This window comes from Tsukamurella sp. TY48 (assembly GCF_019656655.1).
Taxonomy (GTDB): domain Bacteria; phylum Actinomycetota; class Actinomycetes; order Mycobacteriales; family Mycobacteriaceae; genus Tsukamurella; species Tsukamurella strandjordii.
This window is the reverse complement of sequence record NZ_BPMV01000001.1, coordinates 460,242-481,630: the sequence shown is the minus strand read 5'-3', so window position 1 is coordinate 481,630 and position 21,389 is coordinate 460,242. Positions and strand designations below refer to the sequence as shown.

Below are 21,389 nucleotides of genomic sequence, written 5' to 3'. Positions count from 1 at the left end.
GCCTGCCGTGTGCCACGCTGAGGGCATGCCGAGTCGGGTCGAACTGATCAGGACGGCGGCCCTGAGCGGCGTCGCCGAATACGCCTACGCCGCGACGGCGCCGAAGGAGGCGCGGCTGATCTTCCTCGCCGGATCCTGCCCGCTGGAACTGGACGGCAGCACCGCCGCCTGCGGCGACTACGCGGGCCAGGCGGCGAAGTGCGTCGAGAACCTGCGGATCGCGCTCGGCGCCGCCGGGGCTACGATGGCTGATGTGATCTCCACCCGCGTGCTGGTCGCATCGTCGCGCCAGGCGGACCTCGTCACCGCGTGGGAGGTGGTGCGCGCCGCCTTCGGCGAGCACGACGCGCCCAGCACCCTGTTCGGCGTCACGGTGCTCGGCTACGACGATCAACTCGTCGAGATCGAGGCCGTGGCCGCCGTCGTCGACTGAATCAGCTCCAGCCGTAATCCGCGCGGAGCCGCGCGGCCACGAGCTCGAACCGAGCACGGTCGAGCACCGAGCCCTCGCGGCGGATGCCGTCCTCCGGCACATCGAGTACCCGGTCCAGGCGCACCCAGGACGGGCGGCGGTCCTCGTCCCAGGTTCCGGCCCCGATCGCCAGCCACTCGCGGTCACCGTCGTGCTTGGCCTGGCTGGACAGCATCAGTCCCAGTAGCGCCGCACCGGACCGCCCCACCACGAGCACCGGACGGTCCTTGCCCTGTCCGGCGTTCGGGCCGGTGGTCTCCTCGAACTCCACCCAGGTCCACACCACCTCGCCCGGATCGGCCCGGCCGTCGAGCTGCGGGGCGTAGGCGATGGCGCGCGCCATCAGTTCCGTGCGGGTCGACGTCCGGGTGACCGGGCGGCCCGGTGTGAACTCCTTGGCCGGTGCGGCGGGTTGTTCCAGGCCCAGTGCCTGCGTCACCGTCTGCGTCACGACCTGGGTGAGCGCCTCGCGTCCGGCCCGTACGGGCGCGGAGTCGAGGACCTGGCCCGCGAGCCGGGGCCCGTGCTCGCGCGCGAGCTTGCGGGCCACGGCCGCGAACCGCGTGAAATCGTTCGCCATGTTCCCCAGGATAGGACCAATCAGCCCGCGGTGATCAGCTCCGCACACCGCTCGCCCACCAGCATCACGGTGATGTTCGGGTTCACCGTGGTGTGTTCCGGGAACACGGAGGCGTCCGCCACGCGCAGCCCGGCGGTGCCCTTCACCCGGAGTTCGGGGTCGAGCGGCGACATCGGATCGTCGACCGCACCCATCCGCACCGTGCCGACCGGGTGGTAGACGGTGTTGTGCGTACGGCGGATGTAATCGGCCAGCTCGGCATCGGTCTGGGCGGCGGGACCGGGGTACAGCTCCCGCGCGACCCACTCGGTGAGCGGAGCCGCGGCGGCGATCTCCCGCGCCTTCCGGATTCCGGCGATCATGACGCGCAGGTCGTGGCCCTCGGCGTCCGTGAAATAGCGCGGGTCCACCTTGGGCTTGTCCCGGAAGTCCCGGGAACGCAGCCGGACGGTGCCGCGCGAACGTGCGTGCGTCACGTTGGGCGTGAGGCAGAAGGTGTTCTCCGCCGTGGGATAGCCCTGCCGCACCGTGTGCATGTCGAACGGGACGCTGCCGTAATGCATCATCAGGTCGGGGCGGTCCAGGCCCTCCTCGGTGGTGGTGAAGATGCCGATCTCCCACCACTGGGTGGACTCGCGGACCATCGGCATGGTGGTCTCGAAGCCGATCACGCCCTCGGGGTGGTCCTGCAGGTGCTCACCGACGCCGGGGGAGTCGACCAGGACGTCGATGCCGTGCTCGCGCAAGTGGTCCGCCGGCCCGATCCCGGAGAGCATCAGCAGTTTCGGGGAGTCGATCGCGCCCGCACTGAGTACCACCTCGCGGGTCGCGGTGATGCGGGTGGTGCGGCCGAAGGCGTTGTCGGTGATGTCGACTCCGACGGCCCGGGGTTCCTCGCCCGTGGTGTCGAAGACCACCTGCTTGGCCCAGGCCCCGGTGCGGATCGTGAGATTGGGCCGGTCCATCACCGGATGCAGGTAGCTCACCGACGATGACGACCGCGTGCCGTCGGCGCGGCGGTTGATCTGGAAGAAGTTGGCGCCGTTGATCACCGTGTGGTCGTCGTTGAAGGTGGTGCGCGGAATGCCCACCCGTTCACAGGCGTCCAGCAGGGCGACACCGCACGGATCGTTCGGCGGCACCGTCATGATGTGCACCGGGCCCGAGCGGCCGTGGTGCTCGCCCGGCGCGTCGTTGGTCTCGATCTCCGGGTACAGCCGGTACACCGAATCCGAGCCCCAGCCGGAGGCGCCGTGGTCGTGCTCCCACGAATCGAGATCCTCACGCGGGGCCCAGAAGGCGATGCAGCTGTTGTGGGAGCTGCAGCCGCCCAACACCTTCGCGCGGGCGTGCCGCATGAACGAGTTGCCGTTCTCCTGCGGCTCGATGGGGTAGTCCCAGTCGTAACCCGATTCGAGGAGTTCCATCCACCGGTCCAGCCGCAGGATCGCGTCGTCGCCCACATCGGAGGGGCCGGCCTCCAGCAGGCACACGGTGACCGTCGGGTCCTCCGACAGGCGGGAGGCCACTGCGGCGCCGGCCGATCCGGCGCCCACCACCACGTAGTCGTAGGTCTCGTTGTCGGCGGTCGAGCTCACTGATCATCCTTCCGATCGGCGAACCATCCGGTCACGGACGGTCGCAGGTTCTCGTACACGTGCTTGGCCTCGAGGTACTCCCCGAGGCCCGTGGGGCCCAGCTCCCGGCCGATGCCCGAGGCGCCGAAGCCGCCCCACTCGGCCTGCGGCAGATAGGGGCCGAAGTCGTTGATCCACACGGTGCCGTGGCGCAGCCGGCGCGCCACCCGGCGGGCCCGGCCGCCGTCGGCGGACCACACCGCCCCGGCGAGGCCGTACTCGGTGTCGTTGCCGATGGCCACCGCCTCGTCCTCGGTGCGGAAGGTCTCAACGGTGACGGTGGGTCCGAAGGCCTCGTCGTGCACGCAGGCCATCGACGGATCGCACCGATCGAGCACCGTCGGCAGGTAGAAGAAGCCGTCGTCGAGCGAACCGGAGCCCTGGTCGCCGGTGGCGAAGGCGCCGCCCGTACGGACCACCGCGCCATCGGCACGGGCCTGCTCGACATAGGCGTGCACCTTGTCGCGGTGCGCCGCCGAGATCAACGGGCCGGTCTCGGTGCCCTCCGCGAAGGGCAGTCCCTGCCGGATGCCCTCGGCGCGGCGCACCAGCTCGTCGACGAAGACGTCGTGCACCGACTCCTCGACCACCAGACGCGCACCCGCGGAACAGACCTGACCCGAGTGCAGGAAGGCGGCGTTGAGTGCATTGTCGACCGCGGCGGCGAGACCCTCCGGCGTCGCGCAGGCGTCGGCGAAGATCACGTTCGGGTTCTTGCCACCCAGCTCCAGCGCGACCTTCTTCACCGTGGTCGAGGCGTTGGCCGCGATGAGGCGGCCGGTGATCAGGCCGCCGGTGAACGAGACCAGGTCGACATCGGGGTGGGTGGACAGCGGGGCGCCCGCTCCGGCACCCGCGCCGAGCACCAGGTTCGCCACGCCGTCGGGCAGGCCCACCGCCTGCAGGACCTGCATCAGCAGGATCGAGGTGTGCGGGGTGAGCTCCGAGGGCTTGAGCACGAAGGTGTCGCCGGCGGCCAGCGCGGGCGCCACCTTCCACGCGGCCTGCAGCAGCGGGTAGTTCCACGGTGTGATGAGCCCGCACACGCCCACGGGCTCGTACACGATCTGCGAGCTCACATCGGCCGATCCGGCGTCGACCACCCGACCGGCGTCCTGCGCCGCGAGCTTGCCGAAGTAGCGGAAACAGGCGGCGATATCGGCCATGTCGATCTCCGACTCGGACAGCCGCTTGCCGGTGTCCAGCGTCTCCGCGCGAGCGAAATCATCCTGCCGGCGGTCGATCTCGTCGGCGACCCGGAGCAGCAGATCGCCGCGTTCCGCGGCCGGTGTGTGCGGCCACGGGCCGGTGTCGAAGGCGCGCCGGGCGGCCGCGATCGCGGCCTCGGTATCGGCGGCGGTGGCCTCGTCGACGACGGCGACCGCGGTGCCGTCGGCGGGGCAGACGATGGTGCGGGTGCCGCCCTCGGCGGCGTTGCGCCATCGTCCGTCGATGAAGAGGGTCGGTTCGGTCATGCGGGTGTCCCTTCCGGTTCGGTGGATGCCTCGGGGGTGGATTCGGGGTGTGCGTGATCGGCGGCCGAACGGCGCAGGTGAAGGTAGCCGAGGTGCCGCTCGTACTGGTCGAGGATGTCGCCGATGATCTGCTCACGGGTGTATCCGTTGAGCGTGTAGCCCTGCGAGCCCTCGGCGAGGTACACCTCGCAGCGGAAGTACCGATCGCCCGACCGCTGCGCGAGAACCGCGTAGCTCGGCGCCGGCGCCGAGACGGGCCACACGCAGTACTCGAAGTGCGGCTCGCCGGCGAGATCCACCCGGAGCGTCGGCGAGGGCAGGGATTCACTGCGGCCGGATTCGTCGACGGTGGCCGTCATCCCCTCCGAGGCGAACACCGCCGACACCTCGCGCATCGCGGGGGCGACCGTGTTCTCCAAGAACCGTTGGGTGGCGGCGCGACCCGGGTAGTGGATCGTCGAGAGCAACCGCCGGCGCCAACTGCCCGGCTCGGTGGGACCGCGGCCGGCGGCCAGCGATTTCGGCAGTGCCGCACGGTAACTGTCGAGCTTGTACGACTCCGTGTGCAGTGCCCGCAGGAGCGACAGACCCACCAGGCCCAGCACGAAGGAGAAGGGCAGACCCATGATGATCGTCGCCTTCTGCAGCGTGACGATCGAACCCTCGTTGCCCGCGAACAACATCGAGAGCGTGAGCAGGCCGATGGCGAAGGACCAGAAGATGCGGATGCTGCGAACGCAATCGGCCATCGGATCGGGCAGCTTCGAGGTGAAGTTGCCCATCACCAGCGAGCCGGAATCGGCACTGGTGACATAGAACAGCAGGCCGGTGAACGTGGCGATCGCCAGCAGGATCGGTGCGCCCGGGTACTTCTCGAGCAGCGAATAGAAGCCGATCTCCGGGGCCGATGCGGTGGCCTCCGCGAAGGCCTTGTCGCCGCGGGCCACCTCGAGTGCGCTGTTGCCGAACACCGAGATCCACACCAGGATGAAGCTGAAGGGCACCACCATCACACCGAAGATGAACTGGCGCAGGGTGCGCCCGCGGGAGATGCGGGCCAGGAAGAGCCCGACGAACGGGGCCCACGCCACCCACCAGGCCCAGAAGAACAGTGTCCACGAATCGAGCCAGCCGCTGGGATCGCTTCCGGGAGTCTCGGTGTGGGTCTGTTCCCAGGCGAAGGTGTCCATCGTGCGATCGAGGAAGGTGGCCAGGTAGTCGCCGGTGTTCTGCACGACGCCGTTGAGCAGGAAGTCCGTGCGCCCCGCCACCAGGATGTACACCAGCATCGCGATCGCCATGATCACGTTCAGCTCGCTGAGCCGCCGGATGCCCTTATCGACGCCCGTCGTGGCGGAGATGGTGGTGATGATCACCGACAGGACGATCAGCCCGATCTGCGCGGCCTTGCCCTGGGGGATGCCGAAGAGTTGGTGCAGGCCGTAATTGAGCTGCACGATGCCGATGCCCAGCGAGGTGGCGATGCCGAAGATCGTGCCGAGCACGGCAGCCACGTCGACCGCGTCGCCGAAGCGGCCGTGCACCCGCTTGCCGAGGATCGGGTACAGCGCCGCGCGAATGGTGAGCGGAAGGTTGTGGCGGAACGCGAAGTACGCCAGGGCGCCTCCCATGAGCGCGTACATCGCCCAGCCGGTGAGGCCGTAGTGGAAGACCGTCCAGGTGACCGCCTCGCGGGCTGCGTGATTGGTCTCGCCGGGGCCGACCGGCGGCGTGAGGTAGTTGCTCACCGGCTCGGCGACGGAGAAGAACATCAGGTCGATCCCGATGCCCGCGGCGAAGAGCATCGCGGTCCAGGTGAACAGGTTGTATTCGGGGCGTGATTCCTCGGGGCCCAGGCGGTATCGGCCGTACCGGCTCACCGCGATGAACACCACCACGCCCACGATCACCGTGGCCAGCAGGAAGTACCACCAACCGAACCAGGTGGTGATGAATTCGACCACGCCGCTGATCACGCCCTCCGCGGTCGCCGGGGAGGCGAGCGCCCACAGGGCGAAGGCCAGAACCGAGCCCGCGGCGGCGAAGAAGACTCGGCGGTTCAAGGAGCTCGTCGGTGTCGAATCGTCGTCTACTGGTTTCGATATTTGTGAGGATTCAGAATCACTCATGTCGTTCAACGCTACCGTGGTTGTCGTGCAGCCGTACCCGGTCGGGGGTTCTCCCCACAGTTCAGGCGGCGAGTCGTGACCGAGATCCGCAGCTACCGCGAATCCGATCGCGACGCCCTCCGGGAGCTCTTCGAACGCGCCGGTGAGGGCTCACCGTCGGGGGAGTTGTGGGGCCACCCGCAGTCCGAGCGCGCGGTCTACCTCGACCCGTACATCGAGCACTGCCCGGCGAGTCTGTTCGTGGCGGAAACCGGCGGTGAGCTGGTGGGTTACCTCACCGGATGCCCGCCGGGATCCTCGTTGCCCTCCGAGGACGACCGGATCGTCCGCGCCCTGTCCAGGCCCTCCGTGCTGGTGCGTCCGGCCACGTGGCGGTTCGTCGGCCGCGCGGCGATCGACACCGTCCGGGCGCGCGCGGAGACCGGATCGTCCGGCGAGCTGCGGGACCCGAGGTGGCCCGCGCATCTGCACATCGACGTGGCGCCGCAGGCGCGCGGCACCGGCGCCGCGGACGGGCTGATGGACGCCTGGCTCTCCCGGCTCGACGGTGCCGGGTGCTACCTGCAGACGCTGGTCGAGAACCCGCGGGCGATCCGGTTCTTCGAGCGATTCGGTTTCCTGCCGCACGGACCCACGCCGACGGTGCCGGGGGTGCGGTACCGCGGCGGACGCGTGCACCAGCTCACCATGGTGCGGCCTTTGCGCGCGGCATGAGAAACTGGAGGGTGACGTGTGCCGGGACCCCGGCCAGCCGCCCGAGGAGTGAGACCGATTCCCAGCTTCGCCGACACCACCTTCACGGATCCCTCACGGATCCGTAACTTCTGCATCATCGCGCACATCGACCACGGGAAGTCCACCCTGGCCGACCGGATGCTGCAGCTCACGGGTGTGGTCGAGGAGCGCGCGATGCGGGCCCAGTACCTCGACCGGATGGACATCGAGCGCGAACGCGGCATCACCATCAAGGCGCAGAACGTGCGGCTCCCGTGGACGATCAAGGGCGAGGACGGCTCCGACGAGGAGTACGTCCTGCACATGATCGACACCCCCGGTCACGTGGACTTCACCTACGAGGTCTCACGCGCGCTGGAGGCCTGCGAGGGGGCGATCCTGCTGGTGGACGCCGCCCAGGGCATCGAGGCGCAGACGCTCGCCAACCTCTACCTCGCGATGGACAAGGACCTGGAGATCATCCCGGTCCTCAACAAGATCGACCTCCCCGCCGCCGATCCCGATCGGTACGCCGAGGAGATCGCGCACATCACCGGCTGTGAGCCGGAGGACGTGCTGCGGGTCTCGGGTAAGACCGGCGTGGGTGTGGACGCCCTGCTCGACCGCGTGATCGAGAAGGTCCCGCCGCCCGTCGGCGACGCGGACGCGCCGGCTCGCGCCATGATCTTCGACTCGGTCTACGACACCTACCGTGGCGTGGTCACCTACATCCGCGTGGTGGACGGCAAGATCGTGCCGCGCGAGAAGATCCAGATGATGTCCACCGGCGCCACCCACGAGCTGCTGGAGGTGGGCATCGTCTCGCCCGAGCCGAAGCCCTCGAAGGGCCTCGGCGTGGGCGAGGTCGGCTATCTGATCACCGGTGTGAAGGACGTGCGCCAGTCGAAGGTGGGCGACACCGTGACCACCGCGCGCAAGGGCGCTGAGGAGCCGCTCACCGGCTACGAGGAGCCCCGCCCGATGGTGTACTCCGGCCTCTACCCGGTGGACGGCTCGGACTACCCGGACCTGCGCGAGGCGCTCGACAAGCTGCAGCTCAACGACGCCGCGCTCACGTACGAGCCCGAGACCTCGGTGGCGCTGGGCTTCGGCTTCCGCTGTGGCTTCCTGGGCCTGCTGCACATGGAGATCACCCGCGAGCGGCTGCAGCGCGAGTTCGGCCTCGACCTGATCTCGACCGCGCCGAACGTGGTGTACCGCGTGGTCGGCGAGGACGGCAAGGAACAGATCGTCACCAACCCGTCCGATTGGCCCGAGGGCAAGCTGCGCGAGACCTACGAGCCGATCGTGAAGACCACCGTGATCGCGCCCAGCGAGTTCGTGGGCACGATCATGGAGCTGTGCCAGTCGCGGCGCGGCGAGCTCGGCGGCATGGACTACCTCTCGGAGAGCCGCGTGGAGCTGCGCTACACGCTGCCGATGGCCGAGATCATCTTCGACTTCTTCGATTCGCTGAAGTCGCGCACGCGCGGCTACGCCTCGCTCGATTACGAGGAGGCCGGCGAGCAGCTGGCCGATCTCGTCAAGGTCGACATCCTGCTGCAGGGCGAGGCCGTGGACGCCTTCAGCGCCATCGTGCACCGCGACGGCGCCCAGGCCTACGGCAACAAGATGACGGTCAAGCTCAAGGAGCTGATCCCGCGCCAGCAGTTCGAGGTGCCGGTGCAGGCCGCGATCGGCTCGAAGATCATTGCCCGCGAGAACATTCGCGCGATCCGCAAGGACGTGCTGGCCAAGTGTTACGGCGGCGACATCAGCCGAAAGCGCAAGCTGCTCGAGAAGCAGAAGGAGGGCAAGAAGCGGATGAAGACGATCGGTCGGGTCGATGTTCCGCAGGAGGCCTTCGTGGCCGCGCTCTCGTCCGACGCGTCCGGCGATAAGCCGAAGGGCAAGTAGCTCGCCGGGAGGCCGTTCGCCCTCCCGATGAACCTCAGGACTGCAAACCATTCCTCATGTTTGCAGTCGTAACGATCCGTTCTCGCTGTGCGACAAGGAGATCAGCGTCACACGACGCGGGTCGCCGTACTTCGGCGGCCGTCCGAGATCGACGGGAACGGGGAGTCATCATGAGGAAGATTGCATTGGCGGCAGCATCGCTCGCGGTTGCGGGTGCCGCATCGCTGGTCACCACGCCCACGGCGGGTGCGTTCGTGTCCTTCGTCGACCTGCAGGTGACGGGCGGGATCTCGTGCAGCGGACCGCTGCCCGGCCGCGCGGAGACCAACTCGCAGACCGATCACGGCTACGTTCGCAACAACGGCAACGTGCCCGCGCAGAACGTGTGGTTGGGTTTCGGCGGCGGAGGCGGCGAGGGGCGCGCGACGCTCGCACCCGGCCAGGGCTTCGCCGTCACCCGAACGGTGCCCACCTGGGGTTGTCCGTTCCGGGTCACCTGGGTGCACACCGCCACCAGCTCGTTCGACATCAACTACACGAACAACTTCTTCGTGGCGCGGAACTGACGTCTCAGCCGAAGTATTGGAATCCGCAGGTCGGGCGCGGCTGGCTGACCAGAGCGACCAGCATCTCGCCCATCATGATGATGCAGGTCAGTTCCGCGTCTCCGCCATCGGCGGTGAACTGCGTCGGCATCCTGTCGCGGACCTCGAAGGTCTGCTCCCCCAGGGCGTCGTCGCGGTCACCGTCTGCTCGGGTCCGCCGTTGATCCGGAACCGGATGGTGACGGCCCCGGCCCCGCCGATCAGTCGCATGACGGCGGTGCCGACCACCGCCCCCGGCGGTGGAGCGCTCGTTGTGGTGCCCGGCGCCGGGACGGTGTCCGTGGAGGTGGGTATCGCTGTCGCAGAAAGTGTTTCGGGAGCAGTCGCCGTACCGGAGACGGTCTCGGAGCAACCTGTGATCGCCAGGCACGCGGCAAGGGCGACGGTGACGGGCAGCACGGGCCTCATGGCCGAACGGTAGCGAGCCCGGACCGGTTCCGGAGGCGAATGCGGAAACACCGCGGAGCCGGCTAGGACAAGGTCGCGTCGAGGCCGAGGAATGTTCCGTACGCGCGCGCCGCCCTGCCCAGCCGCCGGGTGTTCGCCACGGTGATCTTCGTGAAGGGCTCGATCGTGACCGCCACCTGCTTGGCGGTCGCCTTGCGGCTCCAGGTGCCCACGATCTCGCCGTCGACCACCACGATCGGCTTGAAGACGCCGTTGCGGCCCGGCACGATCCGGCTGAAGAAGGTCTCGTCGAGTTGCGGAGACCGCGAGCCGTATCCGATCACGTACTCGTCGAACGCGGGGAGCAGCAGGGGCGTCGCGAGCGCCTCGTCCACCTCGGCCGCGGTGATATCGGACGACCCGGCCGCCACCAGATAGGTGGTGCCGGCGAGCGTGATCGTCTCCAGCGCCGGCCCGGCCGCTTCGAGCCCGGCGTCCACGCTGCCCATCGCCAGGTAGCACCACTTGCCGATGTCCTGGCGGGTGACCGGGCCCCGTCCCGCGACGAATCGCGATACCGCCTCGCCCAGAGTGTGTTCCGGTTCGCGGCGGTCGGCGATCCACTCATCGGCCAGGGCGAAGGAGTCGGCCTTCGAGCGCGGATCCGCGAAGACGATCGCCATCAGCTCAGTGAGGTCGCGCAGCACATGGCCCGTCTGCGTCCCGTCGAGCGCGATGCCCGCGGCGGCGCAGGCCTCGACCAGCTCGGGCCGGGTGCGGCTGCGGCCCCCGATGAGTTCGGCGCGGATCGCCCGCTCGGCGTCCGCCATCATCGCCTCGGTGATGCCGAGATCCGGGCGTCGCTTCGCGGCCTCGGCGCGGGACCGCTCGGTGAGGAGGGCGCTGAGCCAGTGCAGATCCTCGGGCGCCGCCACCTGGAGCGTGCCGCGGGCGGGCCGGTTGCGCACGATCCGCCGCTCCGCGAGATCGCTGAGCACCGCCGCCTCGTCGGGATGCTCGGCGGCGCGGAGCGACAGCGCGAACCGCACGGCGGCAGCGTCCTGGGCCTGCATCGCGAGCATGCCCCGCGCCACATCGGGTGCGGTGCGCCAGTCCCGGACGCCGGGCACGAGGCCCTGTGCGCGCAGCCGCAGGGCGCGGATCAACCGGATCTCGGGGTCGACGGTGGCCATGGGTCCGGATCATGCCACGGCGCCGGCCGGGCGTAGCGTGATCTGTGTGTGGAACACCTGGCTGACGCGCACGCTGAACATCGACCTGCCGATCCTCGGAGCCCCGATGGGCGGACGGGCCGGCGGAGAACTCGCGGGGCAGGTGACCGCCGCCGGAGGCCTCGGCATGATCGGCGCCGCGCGGTACGCGACGCCCGAATGGATCGACGAACAGCTGCGGGTGATCCGCGCAGCGGCCGGTGCCGACGCTCCGTTGGCATTCGGGCTGCAGACCTGGTCGCTCGGCGACGGCGAACTGCTCGATGCGGTGCTGGCGGCGAAGCCGAAGCTGGTCTCGCTGTCCTTCGGTGATCCGGCTCCGTACGTGCAGCGCGTGAAGGACGCCGGGTCGGTGGTGATCTCGCAGATCAACTCGATCGAGGATCTCCGCGAGGTGGAGGCCGCGGGCGTCGACGCGGTGGTCGCTCAGGGCGGCGAGGCGGGCGGGCACACCGGCCGGATCGCCACGCTCCCGCTGTTGCAGGAGGTGCTGCGCGCCACGGACCTTCCGGTGCTCGCCGCGGGCGGCATCGGCACCGGTGCTGGCCTCGCCGCGGTGCTCGCGGCGGGCGCGCAGGGAGCCTTGATCGGCACCGCGCTGCTGGCATCGCCCGAGACCGTCGGGCCCGATTACGCGATCAAGGTGCTCCTCGAGGCGCGCAGCACCGACACGGTGTACACCGACGTCTTCGACAAGGCGCGACATCAACCCTGGCCCACCCGGTGGTTCGGGCGAGCACTCACCAACGACTTCACCGACCGATGGCACGACGGCGACGGGGTCGAGGCCTCGTCCGGCACCGAGCAGGAGATCAGCGCCAGCTACGACGGTGACGATCCCCGCGGCGGTGTCGTCTACGCCGGTCAGGTTGCGGGGCTGGTCGACTCGGTGCGGCCCGCACGCGAGGTGGTCGAGTCGATCGCCGCCGACGCCGAGGTCCGGCTGCGGGCCACCGCTGGATTGTTCGACGCGTGATCAAGCTGGTGGCGCCGAAGGTGCCCGCGTTGAAGCTGGCGGCACTCGACGACGGCGATGCCGCGGATCTGGTTCCGGGGGAGACCTACGACCGATTGCGGTTCGCGGACGCCGTGGTCGAGGACCGCGATCTCGGCGGGATCACCTTCAGCGAGTGCGAGCTCGCCGACTGGGAGCTGCGCGAGACCGCGCTCGCCGACGCGGCGCTGTTGGAGACGCGCATCGCGCGGATGTTCGCGACCGGCTTCTCGGCGCCGCGGGCATCGTTGCGGCAGGTGGAGTTCGACGGTGCGCGAATCGGCGCGATGGAATTGTTCGATGCCAAGATCCGGTCGGTCACGGTGCGGGACAGCCGACTCGGATTCGTGAACCTGCGCGGCGCCGACATCCGCGATGTGCGGTTCGTCGACTGCGTGCTGGACGGGCTCGATCTCGGCGACGCCACCGCGATCCGGGTGGCCTTCGACGGCTGCTCGGTGGGCGACCTGGACGTGACCCGGGCGAAGCTGCAGCACGTGGATCTGCGCGGTCTGCGGATCGAACGGATCCGCGGCGTGGAGGGCATCGCCGGTGCCACGATGTCGCAGATGCAGGTGATGGGGCTCGCCGAATCCTTCGCCGCCCACCTCGGCATCGCAGTCACGGATTGAGCCCTACGCCGATGCGCCACGCTGCGAGCTCCGCGAGCGTGGCCCCAGCGAGGATGATCACGGGGCGAGGGCCACGTGCGGGTCCGGCCAGGAAGCCGACGGTGCCCGCGGCGACCGCCGCCACCGGACCCAGCCCGAGCAGCACCGTGCCGCCGAGCGCGCGCCGAAGCTGCCGCTGCGTGTAGTGCGGCGCGGCATCGGCGGTGATGATCACGGCGCCGCCGAAGTGGCTGAGCGACTGTCGCAGCAGGGTCAGCTGGGTGCGCTGGAGACCGACGGCGAGGATAGCGAGACCGCGCTGCCGGCAGCGGTCGATGAATCAGTTCATGGCAGCAGCCTCCCGCGGATCGGGCGCAGCGGGATCCGTGGAACTACTCACCTCGGCCCGGGTACTTTCGAAGGGTGACCGTCGATGCCGTTCTCGCCCCCAGCACCCTTCCGTTCGCGCTCCCGGACTTCGCGGCGTTCGCGGACGTCGACTACGAAGCCGCCTTCTCCGAGGGCTTCGCGCGGCACCGCGCGGAGATCGACGCGATCGCGCAGAACCCCGAACCAGCGACCTTCGCGAACACGGTCGAGGCGATGGAACGTGCGGGACAGGATCTGGGACGGGTTGCGGCCGTGTTCTTCTCGATCACATCGACCGACCGCACCGATGCCCTCGAAGAGATCCAGGCGAATGTCTCGCCGGCCTGGTCCGCGCACTACGACGCGATCCTCATGGACGCCGCGCTGTTCGGCCGCATCGACGCGCTGCACGCGAGCCGCGACACCCTGGGCCTCGATGCCGAATCGCTGCGTCTGCTGGAGCGCTACCACCTGCGCTTCACCCGCGCCGGTGCCGCTCTCGACGCATCGGCCCAGGATCGGCTCAAGCAGATCAATACCGAGTTGGCCGAGCTCACCACTGAATTCTCCCGCCGCACACTCGCCGACACCAACGCTTCTGCCGTCCACTTCGATTCCGCGGAGGAGCTCGACGGCCTGGACGCCGACGCTGTGGCCGCCGCTCGGACCGCGGCCGAGTCGGCCGGACGGGACGGTTACCTCCTCGCGCTCGGGTACCCGCTCAATCAGCCCAATCTCGCCCGCCTGACCGACCGGGCCTCTCGGCGACGCGTGTACGAGGCATCGTCGGCCCGCAACACCCGCGGAGGCGCTAGCGACACCCGTGCACTGATCACCCGGATCGCCGGACTGCGCGCCGAGCGCGCCGCCCTCTTCGGCTACCCGCACCACGCCGCGTACCAGATCGCCGATCAGACCGCCGGGACCGCGGAAACCGCGCAGGCGATGCTCCGCGACCTCGCGGCGCCCGCCGCCCGCAACGCCGCCGCCGAGCGCGCGGAGCTGCAGACCCTCGCCGGCCACGACATCGAGGCCTGGGACTGGCCCTTCTACGCCCGCATCGCCGAACAGCGCGCACAGGCGGGAGACGGCGATGCCGGTGCCCTCAGCGACTACCTCGCACTCGACGCCGTGATCAGCGACGGCGTCTTCGAGGCCGCGCACCGCATGTACGGACTCACCTTCACCGAGCGCACCGACCTCGCGCTGCACAATCCGGCCGCGCGTGCCTGGCAGGTGGACGGGCCCGACGGTGCGCCGGTCGGCCTGTTCGTGGGCGACTACTTCGCTCGGCCCAGCAAGCGCGGCGGCGCGTGGATGACCAGCTTCGTCGATCAATCGCACCTGCTGGACGCGCTGCCCGTGGTGATCAATGTGTGCAACTTCGTCGCCCCGCCCGCCGGCCGTCCGGCTTTGCTCAGCCGCGACGAGGTGCGCACCGTCTTCCACGAGTTCGGCCACGCCCTGCACGGCCTGCTCTCGGACGTGACCTACCCGTACTTCTCGGGCACCAGCGTGCCCCGCGACTTCGTCGAATTCCCCTCGCAGTTCAACGAGATGTTCGCGGCCTGGCCCACCGTGCTCGACGGCTACGCCCGGCATCACGAGACCGGAGCGCCGCTGCCGCAACAGCTCCGGGAATCGATTCTCGAACCGGGCACCCGCGGTGAGGGATTCGGCACCGTCGAATACCTCGGCGCCGCCATCATCGACCTCGCCTGGCACACCCTCGCGCCCGGCACCGTGATCGACGACGTCGCCGCCTTCGAAGCGGCAGCGCTCGCCGACGCGGGACTCGATGTGCCCGGCGTGCCGCCCCGCTACCGCGGCCCGTTCTTCAACCACATCTTCTCGGGCGGCTACAGCGCCGGCTACTACAGCTACATCTGGTCCGAGGTGCTCGACGCCGACGCCGCGGCCTGGTTCACGGCGCACGACGGTCCCACGCGGGAGAACGGCGAGCGCCTACGCGCCGCCGTCCTGTCCCGCGGCGGTAGCGTGGACGCCTCCCAGGCCTACCGCGACTTCCGGGGCGCCGATCCGGAGATCGGGCCGCTGCTGGAGCGGCGCGGACTCACCGGATAGCCCCTCCGCTACGGCGTGTGGTGCGCCGGGAGGAAGGCCGACGCGTCGTGCTCGGACTCCTCCGCCCGGATCACGTGCACCACGGCGTTGATCAGCGCCAGGTGCGTGAACGCCTGTGGGAAGTTGCCCAGGTGCTTACCCGACTTGGGATCGATCTCCTCGGCGTACAGCTTCAGCGGCGACGAGTAGGCCAGCAGTCGCTCGCACAGCGCCCGTCCGCGTGCCACCTCGCCGATCTCCACGAGCGCGGACACCAGCCAGAACGAACAGATCGTGAAGGTGCCCTCCTCGCCGGACAGGCCGTCGTCGGTCTCGTCGACGCGGTACCGCAGCACGAGGCCGTCCTCGGTGAGCTCGTCGGCGATGGCGATCACCGTGGCCCGCACCCGCGGATCGTCGGACGGCAGGAACCGCAGCAGCGGCACCAGCAGGAGTGAGGCGTCGAGCGAATCGCTGCCGTAGCGCTGGGTGAACACGCCGCGCTCGTCCACACCGTGCTCGAGGATGTCGGCCTTGATCACGTCGGCCTGCTCGGCCCACTTCGCGGCGTAATCGTCCTCGCCGTGCATCGCGGCCAGTTTCGCGCCGCGATCGAGGGCCACCCAGCACATCACCTTCGAGGAGGTGAAGTGCTGCGGCTCGCCGCGCACCTCCCAGATGCCGCGGTCGGGCTCGCGCCAGTACTTCAATGTCTCCTCGACCTGCTCCTTGAGCACCGGCCACAACGTCTCCGGGATGCGCTCGCTGGACTTGGTGTTCAGGTACACCGAGTCCAGCATCGTGCCCCAGATGTCGTGCTGGCGCTGGTTGTAGGCGCCGTTGCCGATCCGGACCGGCCGCGCACCGTCGTACCCCGACAGGTGGCCCAGCTCCTCCTCGATCAACGTGCGCTCACCACCCACGCCGTACATCACCTGGAGCGGGTGCCGCTCGCCGTTGTTCGCGCCGGAGACGTCCGCGATGAACGAGAAGAAGTCCTCGGCCTCCCGGTCCAGGCCCAGCGTGTACAGACCCCACAGCGCGAAGGTGGAGTCGCGCACCCACGCGTACCGGTAGTCCCAGTTCCGCTCGCCGTGCGGAGTCTCCGGGAGCGAGGTGGTGGACGCCGCGAGCAGCGCGCCGGTCGGCGAGTACGTGAGTCCCTTGAGCGTGAGCGCGGAACGCTGTAGGTAGGAGCGCCACGGATGGTCCGGGAACTGGCCGCGGTTGATCCACTGCCGCCACGACTCCGCCGTCGACCACATCTTCTTCGCGGCCTCGGCGAAGGTCTGCGGGACCGGGTGCTTGCTCCACGACAGCGCGACGAAGACCTCGTCGCCCTCCTGCATACGGGTGTGCGCGCGGGCCTCGCGCCCCTCCAGCCCCAGCCGCATGTTGGTGGTCAGCTTGAGCTCGGGGTGCAGGTCCGTCTCCGACCGCGCCTTGGCGACCGCCTCGCCGTACCCGTCCGACGAGTACTCCCACTTCGCGCCCGCCCGGTTGTAGTCGAAGGCCGGCTCGCAGTTCAACTGCAGCTCGACGGTGCCCGAGACGCAGCGCACGGTGCGCAGCAGGATGTGCTCGGCGTCCCAGTCGGTGGGGGTCCGACGGTGCGTGCGCGAGCGGGTCTGCGTGTCGTGCCACGGGCCCATCACCAGCGCGTCCCGCACGATCATCCAGCCCGTGGACGTCTGCCAGGTGGTCTCGAGCATCAGGCTGCCCGGCAGGTACCGACGGTCCACCGGCACCCGCACGCCGTACGGCGCGAGCCGGAACGAGCCGGCCCCACGATCGAGGATCGCGCCGAAGACGCTGGGGGAATCCGGGCGGGGGATGCACATCCACTCCACGCTGCCGTCGCGGGCGATCAGGCAGGTGTTCTCGCAGTCGGAGAGGAAGGCGTAATCGTGGATCGGCGGGAAGGCGCTATCGCTGACGGCCGCCGCCGAGACTTCGGCCGCCGCGGCCGCCACCACGGCATCAGTCGGCTCCACTGCTGGGTTCTGCTTCGAGGCCATGCAGACCATGATGAGGCACGACCACGGTGATGTGCGCGCTGGGCGCTAGGCTGGCGTGGTGAACGTGCTGGCGCAATGGGTCGATGCGGTGGAGCTGTGGCTCACCGGTCTGCCCTTCGTCCTGCAGGTTTCGCTGGTGCTGGTTGTACTCTCGATGATCGCAATGCTGGTGGTTCGCGTGCTCACCGCGCTCATCAATCGGGTGGCCGACGCGCTGCACGGCCCGCTGGAAACGGCGGACGATGAGGAAGACGCAGGTCAGGTCCCTGCGGAAGAGGAGCGAAGTGGTGTCTGACAGCGGTGGCGGGTGGCGCGCCTACGTGCCCAAATCGAAGGTCACTCTCGCGCTGATCGGGCTGCTCATCCTGTTGGTCGTCGTCTGGGCATTCACGCGCTGACCTGACTCCGTACGATTCTCGCCTGTCCAGCCCGACGACGAGAACGGCGAGCATGATCGACAAGACCCGCCGCGGCACTGCCGCGAGGTCGCATCGCGGCCGTGCCTCGAGCATCGTCGTGATCGCCCTGAGCCTGCTGCTGGCGGCGTGTGGGGGCGGCTCCACGGACGTCCCCAACGGTGCCGACATCTCCAGCGGCCGCTACCAGGTGAATCTGGTCGGCTTCGCCGCCGCCAAGCCGGCCTTCGACGTGGCCATCCCGCTGTTCCGCAAGACCAACCCCGACGTGGGGTTCTCGCAGTCTTACGGCGCCTCGGGCGACCAGAGCCGCAAGGTGGCCCGGCACGTGCCCGCCGACGTGGTGAACTTCTCGGTGCAGCCCGATGTGACCCGCGACGTCAAGGCGGGCGTGATCGACAAGACCTGGGAGAAGACCTACCCCTACGATTCCGTGCCCTTCACCTCGCTCGTGGCAGTGGTGGTGCGCCCCGGCAATCCGAAGAACATCCGGGACTGGAACGACCTGCTCAAGCCGGGCGTGGAGGTGGTCACCCCGAACCCCGCCAGCTCCGGCTCCGCGAAATGGAACCTGCTCGCCCCGTACGCCGCGCTCTCGGACGGCGGGAAGAACCCGAAGCAGGGCCTCGACTTCGTCAAGGAACTGATCCGCGATCACACCACGGTGAGCCCGGGATCCGGCCGCGACGCCACCGCCGCCTTCGACTCCGGGCAGGGCGACGTGCTGCTGAGCTACGAGAGCGAGGCCGTGCTCATGCAGCGGCAGAACAAGGCCGATGGGAAGCCGCCGGTCGAGTACTTCTTCCCGCCGCAGACCTTCCGCATCGAGCTGCCGGTGGCCGTGGTGAACACCGCGCAGGACCCCGAGGCCGCCGAGCGCTTCGTGAAGTTCCTGTTCTCGCCGGAGGCGCAGCGCGCTCTCCCGGACTCCGGCTTCCGCGCCTCCGACCCGACCGTGGCCGCCGAGACCACGGGGCTCTTCAGCGCCCAGCCGCAGCAGGTGTGGACCATCAAGCAGCTCGGCGCCGAGCTTGGCAAGGGTACCGCCGCCAAGAACAACGGCAAGGACCTCGCCGGATGGTCGGCTGTGGACGCGGCACTGTTCGGCGACAAGGGCACCATCGCGGCCGCGTACAAGACGGGGGGCAAGTGATGCGCACGATCAATCCGCTGCGCATCGGCGTGGCCTGGCTGTGGGTCTCCCTGATCGTGCTGCTGCCCATCGCGGCGATCACCGCCACCGCCTTCGACGACGGCTGGTCCGGATTCTGGGCCGCGCTCACCGCCAAGAACGCGGTCTCCACGCTGGGGATCACCATCTGGGTATCGCTGATCGTCACGCTGATCAACGTGGTGATGGGCACGATCATCGCCTGGGTGCTGGTGCGGGACGACTTCCCCGGCAAGGGCGTGGTCAATGCACTCATCGACCTGCCCTTCGCGCTGCCCACCATCGTCGCGTCCATCGTGCTGCTCTCGCTGTACGGTCCGGACAGCCCGATCGGACTGACGCTCAACGCGACCCAACCCGCCCTGGTGATCGCGCTGGCCTTCGTGACGCTGCCCTTCGTGGTGCGGCAGGTGCAGCCGGTGCTCATCGAACTCGACCGCGAGGTGGAGGAGGCGGCCGCCTCGCTGGGCGCCCCGAACCGGGTGATCGTCCGCAAGATCATCATCCCCACCCTGCTGCCCGCGATCCTGTCCGGAGCGGGACTCGCATTCACCCGCGCGATCGGCGAATTCGGCTCCGTCGTGCTGGTGGGCGGCAACATCCCGGGCGAGACGCAGGTGGCCTCGCAGTACATCCAGCAGCAGCTCGAGGTCGACAATCAGACTGCGGCGTCGGCCGTCTCGGTGGCGCTGCTCGCCATCGCCTTCGTGCTGCTGGCCGTGATGCGGTTCTTCGGCGGGCGCAGCGCCAAGCGGGAGGAGACGGCCGAATGAGACTGTCCAGGAAGTCCGTCCTGAGCCTGCGCACGGTGGCGCTGGTGTACCTGTTCCTGCTCCTGGTGCTCCCGATCGCGATCATCCTGTACCGCTCCTTCGAGCGCGGCTTCGGCCAGTTCTGGGACTGGATCACCACCCCCGCGGCGATCTCGGCGCTGCAACTGTCGCTGCTGATCGTGGCGATCGTGGTGCCGCTCAACGTGATCTTCGGCGTGTTCACCGCCCTGGCCCTGGCGCGCGGGAAGTTCCGCGGCAAGGCGGCGCTGCAGGCCGCGGTCGATCTGCCCTTCGCGGTCTCGCCGGTGGTCGTGGGCGTTGCGCTGATCATGCTGTGGGGCGTCGGCGGGTGGTTCGGCGGCATCGAATCACTCGGCTTCCGAGTGATCTTCGGTCTCCCCGGCATGGTCCTGGCCACCGTCTTCGTGACGCTGCCCTTCGTGGTGCGCGAGGTGGAGCCCGTGCTGCACGAGATCGGCACCGAACAGGAGCAGGCCGCGGCCACTCTCGGCGCGAACGGCTGGCAGACCTTCTGGCGGATCACGCTGCCCGCCATCCGTTGGGGCCTGACCTACGGCGTGGTGCTCACCGTGGCCCGCGCGCTCGGCGAATACGGTGCGGTGCTCATGGTGTCGTCCAACTTCCCCGGCATCTCCCAGACGCTCACCCTGCTGGTGAGCTCGCGCAACCACGACGACTACAACACCTTCGGCGCGTACGCGGCGGCGACGCTGCTGATGGGCCTCGCGCTCATCACGCTCGTGGTGATGACCCTGCTCGAAGCGACCCGGCGGAGGAACCGAGATGACGATTAACGTGCGGGGCGCGAACAAGCACTACGGTGACTTCGCCGCGCTCGACGATGTGACCCTGGAGATCCCCGACGGTTCGTTGACCGCTCTGCTCGGCCCGTCGGGGTCCGGCAAGTCGACGCTGCTGCGGTCCATCGCGGGCCTGGATCGGCTCGATTCCGGGCGGGTGGAGATCAACGGTGTCGACGTGACCGATTCATCGCCGCAGCAGCGCGACATCGGCTTCGTCTTCCAGCACTACGCCGCCTTCAAGCACATGACGGTGCGGGAGAACGTGGCCTTCGGCCTGAAGATCCGCAAGCGTCCCGCCGCCGAGGTCAAGGCCAAGGTCGACGAGCTACTCGAGGTGGTGGGCCTGGCCGGCTTCCAGCAGCGGTACCCCGCCCAGCTCTCGGGCGGTCAGCGGCAGCGCATGGCGCTCGCTCGCGCGCTCGCCGTCGACCCGCAGGTGCTGCTCCTCGACGAGCCCTTCGGCGCGCTCGACGCGAAGGTGCGCGACGAGCTGCGGGCCTGGCTGCGGCGCCTGCACGACGAGGTGCACGTGACCACCGTGATCGTGACCCACGACCAGCAGGAGGCGCTCGACATCGCCGACCGCATCGCCGTGCTCAACCAGGGCCGGATCGAGCAGGTGGGTACCCCGGAGGACGTCTACGACCGTCCCGAGACGCCCTTCGTGATGTCCTTCCTCGGATCGGTCGCCAGGCTCAACGGGGTGCTGGTGCGCCCCCACGACATCCGCGTGGGCCGTACCCCCGAGCTGGCCCGGCAGGGGGAGCAGACCTCCGAGGAGGCCGGCGTGTTGCGCGCTGAGGTCGAGCGCGTGGTGTACCTCGGCTTCGAGGTACGCGTTGAGCTGAAGAACTCGGCCACGGGGGAGCGGTTCCACGCGCAGATCACCCGCGGTGACGCCTCCGCCCTGGACCTCTCCGAGGGCGACATCGTGTACGTCCGCGCCACCCACGTCCCGGAGATCTCCTCCGCCTCGTAACCGCCGAAATCCGTTTGCGGGC

The 21,389-nt window shown here is 69.3% G+C and carries 20 protein-coding genes; 12 read left to right on the top strand and 8 right to left on the bottom strand.

Going from position 1 to position 21,389, the window contains the following annotated elements; all coding sequences use genetic code 11:
• Positions 1-25 precede the first annotated feature (25 nt).
• Positions 26-433 (top strand): RidA family protein, encoded by a 408-nt coding sequence (locus TTY48_RS02355; protein WP_220655981.1) that lies wholly within the window; start codon positions 26-28, stop codon positions 431-433.
• A 1-nt stretch (position 434) separates the two neighbouring features.
• Here TTY48_RS02355 and TTY48_RS02350 read toward each other — a convergent pair whose 3' ends face one another.
• Genes TTY48_RS02350 through betT form a run of 4 tightly spaced genes read right to left on the bottom strand, consistent with a single transcriptional unit; the run spans position 435 to position 6,293 of the window.
• Complete coding sequence (locus tag TTY48_RS02350; RefSeq protein WP_220655980.1) at positions 435-1,052, bottom strand: type II toxin-antitoxin system PemK/MazF family toxin; 618 nt, start codon at positions 1,050-1,052, stop codon at positions 435-437.
• 20 nt (positions 1,053-1,072) lie between these two features.
• On the bottom strand, positions 1,073-2,650 hold the full coding sequence (locus TTY48_RS02345) for a GMC family oxidoreductase (protein WP_220655979.1): 1,578 nt from the start codon (positions 2,648-2,650) through the stop codon (positions 1,073-1,075).
• Positions 2,647-4,164, bottom strand: a complete 1,518-nt coding sequence (locus tag TTY48_RS02340; RefSeq protein WP_220655978.1) for an aldehyde dehydrogenase family protein — start codon at positions 4,162-4,164, stop codon at positions 2,647-2,649. Before TTY48_RS02340 ends, TTY48_RS02345 begins: the two co-directional genes overlap by 4 nt.
• Positions 4,161-6,293 (bottom strand): choline BCCT transporter BetT, encoded by a 2,133-nt coding sequence (betT, locus tag TTY48_RS02335; RefSeq protein ID WP_255585469.1) that lies wholly within the window; start codon positions 6,291-6,293, stop codon positions 4,161-4,163. Before betT ends, TTY48_RS02340 begins: the two co-directional genes overlap by 4 nt.
• 75 nt (positions 6,294-6,368) lie before the next feature.
• Between betT and TTY48_RS02330 the strand changes: the two genes are divergently transcribed.
• The 3 genes from TTY48_RS02330 (at position 6,369) to TTY48_RS02320 (ending at position 9,490) form a co-directional block, all read left to right on the top strand.
• Positions 6,369-7,007 (top strand): GNAT family N-acetyltransferase, encoded by a 639-nt coding sequence (locus TTY48_RS02330; protein WP_220655977.1) that lies wholly within the window; start codon positions 6,369-6,371, stop codon positions 7,005-7,007.
• Positions 7,008-7,055: 48 nt separating this feature from the next.
• Entirely contained in the window at positions 7,056-8,924 is a 1,869-nt protein-coding gene (gene lepA / locus TTY48_RS02325) for a translation elongation factor 4 (RefSeq protein WP_220655976.1), read from the top strand.
• A 170-nt stretch (positions 8,925-9,094) separates the two neighbouring features.
• Positions 9,095-9,490 carry a hypothetical protein gene (locus tag TTY48_RS02320; protein ID WP_220655975.1) on the top strand — a complete coding sequence of 132 codons (396 nt, stop codon included), beginning with the start codon at positions 9,095-9,097 and terminating at the stop codon, positions 9,488-9,490.
• 4 nt (positions 9,491-9,494) lie between these two features.
• On the opposite strand, the gene TTY48_RS21220 is transcribed toward TTY48_RS02320, so the two are convergent.
• Positions 9,495-9,620, bottom strand: a complete 126-nt coding sequence (locus TTY48_RS21220) for a hypothetical protein (RefSeq protein ID WP_255585467.1) — start codon at positions 9,618-9,620, stop codon at positions 9,495-9,497.
• A 379-nt stretch (positions 9,621-9,999) separates the two neighbouring features.
• Positions 10,000-11,109 carry a winged helix DNA-binding domain-containing protein gene (locus tag TTY48_RS02315; RefSeq protein ID WP_220655974.1) on the bottom strand — a complete coding sequence of 370 codons (1,110 nt, stop codon included), beginning with the start codon at positions 11,107-11,109 and terminating at the stop codon, positions 10,000-10,002.
• On the opposite strand from TTY48_RS02315, the gene TTY48_RS02310 reads away from it, so the two are divergent.
• Both TTY48_RS02310 and TTY48_RS02305 read left to right on the top strand, forming a co-directional pair.
• Positions 11,108-12,124 (top strand): NAD(P)H-dependent flavin oxidoreductase, encoded by a 1,017-nt coding sequence (locus tag TTY48_RS02310; RefSeq protein ID WP_374758700.1) that lies wholly within the window; start codon positions 11,108-11,110, stop codon positions 12,122-12,124. The two genes, TTY48_RS02315 and TTY48_RS02310, sit on opposite strands and share 2 nt — an antisense overlap.
• Entirely contained in the window at positions 12,121-12,774 is a 654-nt protein-coding gene (locus TTY48_RS02305) for a pentapeptide repeat-containing protein (RefSeq protein ID WP_220655972.1), read from the top strand. The genes TTY48_RS02310 and TTY48_RS02305 overlap by 4 nt, the downstream gene beginning before the upstream one ends.
• Here the strand turns inward: TTY48_RS02305 and TTY48_RS02300 are convergent.
• Complete coding sequence (locus TTY48_RS02300; RefSeq protein ID WP_220655971.1) at positions 12,764-12,988, bottom strand: hypothetical protein; 225 nt, start codon at positions 12,986-12,988, stop codon at positions 12,764-12,766. The genes TTY48_RS02305 and TTY48_RS02300 overlap by 11 nt on opposite strands.
• A 188-nt stretch (positions 12,989-13,176) precedes the next feature.
• Here TTY48_RS02300 and TTY48_RS02295 point away from each other — a divergent pair, with 188 nt between their 5' ends.
• A complete protein-coding gene (locus TTY48_RS02295; protein WP_220655970.1) occupies positions 13,177-15,207 on the top strand; it encodes a M3 family metallopeptidase in 2,031 nt (676 codons plus the stop codon).
• An 8-nt stretch (positions 15,208-15,215) separates the two neighbouring features.
• Here TTY48_RS02295 and TTY48_RS02290 read toward each other — a convergent pair whose 3' ends face one another.
• Positions 15,216-17,204 (bottom strand): glycoside hydrolase family 15 protein, encoded by a 1,989-nt coding sequence (locus TTY48_RS02290; RefSeq protein WP_220655969.1) that lies wholly within the window; start codon positions 17,202-17,204, stop codon positions 15,216-15,218.
• A 58-nt stretch (positions 17,205-17,262) separates the two neighbouring features.
• On the opposite strand from TTY48_RS02290, the gene TTY48_RS02285 reads away from it, so the two are divergent.
• The 5 genes from TTY48_RS02285 to TTY48_RS02265 all read left to right on the top strand — a co-directional run bounded on the left by TTY48_RS02285 (position 17,263) and on the right by TTY48_RS02265 (position 21,367).
• Positions 17,263-17,499, top strand: coding sequence for a hypothetical protein (locus TTY48_RS02285; protein WP_220655968.1), 237 nt, complete (start codon positions 17,263-17,265; stop codon positions 17,497-17,499).
• 155 nt (positions 17,500-17,654) lie between these two features.
• The gene (locus TTY48_RS02280; RefSeq protein ID WP_220655967.1) at positions 17,655-18,773 is read left to right on the top strand and encodes a sulfate ABC transporter substrate-binding protein; all 1,119 of its coding nucleotides are present in this window, start codon (positions 17,655-17,657) and stop codon (positions 18,771-18,773) included.
• A complete protein-coding gene (gene cysT / locus TTY48_RS02275) occupies positions 18,773-19,564 on the top strand; it encodes a sulfate ABC transporter permease subunit CysT (RefSeq protein ID WP_220658413.1) in 792 nt (263 codons plus the stop codon). The genes TTY48_RS02280 and cysT overlap by 1 nt, the downstream gene beginning before the upstream one ends.
• A complete protein-coding gene (cysW, locus tag TTY48_RS02270) occupies positions 19,561-20,379 on the top strand; it encodes a sulfate ABC transporter permease subunit CysW (protein ID WP_220655966.1) in 819 nt (272 codons plus the stop codon). The genes cysT and cysW overlap by 4 nt, the downstream gene beginning before the upstream one ends.
• Positions 20,369-21,367: a sulfate/molybdate ABC transporter ATP-binding protein gene (locus TTY48_RS02265; RefSeq protein ID WP_220655965.1), complete on the top strand. Its 999-nt coding sequence runs from the start codon at positions 20,369-20,371 to the stop codon at positions 21,365-21,367. The genes cysW and TTY48_RS02265 overlap by 11 nt, the downstream gene beginning before the upstream one ends.
• Positions 21,368-21,389 lie beyond the last annotated feature (22 nt).

Bases quoted from the DNA above. Each gene is read 5' to 3' on its own strand.
- TTY48_RS02355 (WP_220655981.1), top strand. From the start codon at position 26: ATGCCGAGTCGGGTCGAACTGATCAGGACGGCGGCCCTGAGCGGCGTC.
- TTY48_RS02265 (WP_220655965.1), top strand. From the start codon at position 20,369: ATGACGATTAACGTGCGGGGCGCGAACAAGCACTACGGTGACTTCGCC.
- cysT (WP_220658413.1), top strand. From the start codon at position 18,773: ATGCGCACGATCAATCCGCTGCGCATCGGCGTGGCCTGGCTGTGGGTC.
- TTY48_RS02320 (WP_220655975.1), top strand. From the start codon at position 9,095: ATGAGGAAGATTGCATTGGCGGCAGCATCGCTCGCGGTTGCGGGTGCC.
- TTY48_RS02350 (WP_220655980.1), bottom strand. From the start codon at position 1,052: ATGGCGAACGATTTCACGCGGTTCGCGGCCGTGGCCCGCAAGCTCGCG.
- TTY48_RS02280 (WP_220655967.1), top strand. From the start codon at position 17,655: ATGATCGACAAGACCCGCCGCGGCACTGCCGCGAGGTCGCATCGCGGC.
- betT (WP_255585469.1), bottom strand. From the start codon at position 6,293: ATGAGTGATTCTGAATCCTCACAAATATCGAAACCAGTAGACGACGAT.
- TTY48_RS02340 (WP_220655978.1), bottom strand. From the start codon at position 4,164: ATGACCGAACCGACCCTCTTCATCGACGGACGATGGCGCAACGCCGCC.
- TTY48_RS02290 (WP_220655969.1), bottom strand. From the start codon at position 17,204: ATGGCCTCGAAGCAGAACCCAGCAGTGGAGCCGACTGATGCCGTGGTG.
- TTY48_RS02310 (WP_374758700.1), top strand. From the start codon at position 11,108: ATGGGTCCGGATCATGCCACGGCGCCGGCCGGGCGTAGCGTGATCTGT.
- TTY48_RS02315 (WP_220655974.1), bottom strand. From the start codon at position 11,109: ATGGCCACCGTCGACCCCGAGATCCGGTTGATCCGCGCCCTGCGGCTG.
- cysW (WP_220655966.1), top strand. From the start codon at position 19,561: ATGAGACTGTCCAGGAAGTCCGTCCTGAGCCTGCGCACGGTGGCGCTG.
- TTY48_RS21220 (WP_255585467.1), bottom strand. From the start codon at position 9,620: ATGCCGACGCAGTTCACCGCCGATGGCGGAGACGCGGAACTGACCTGC.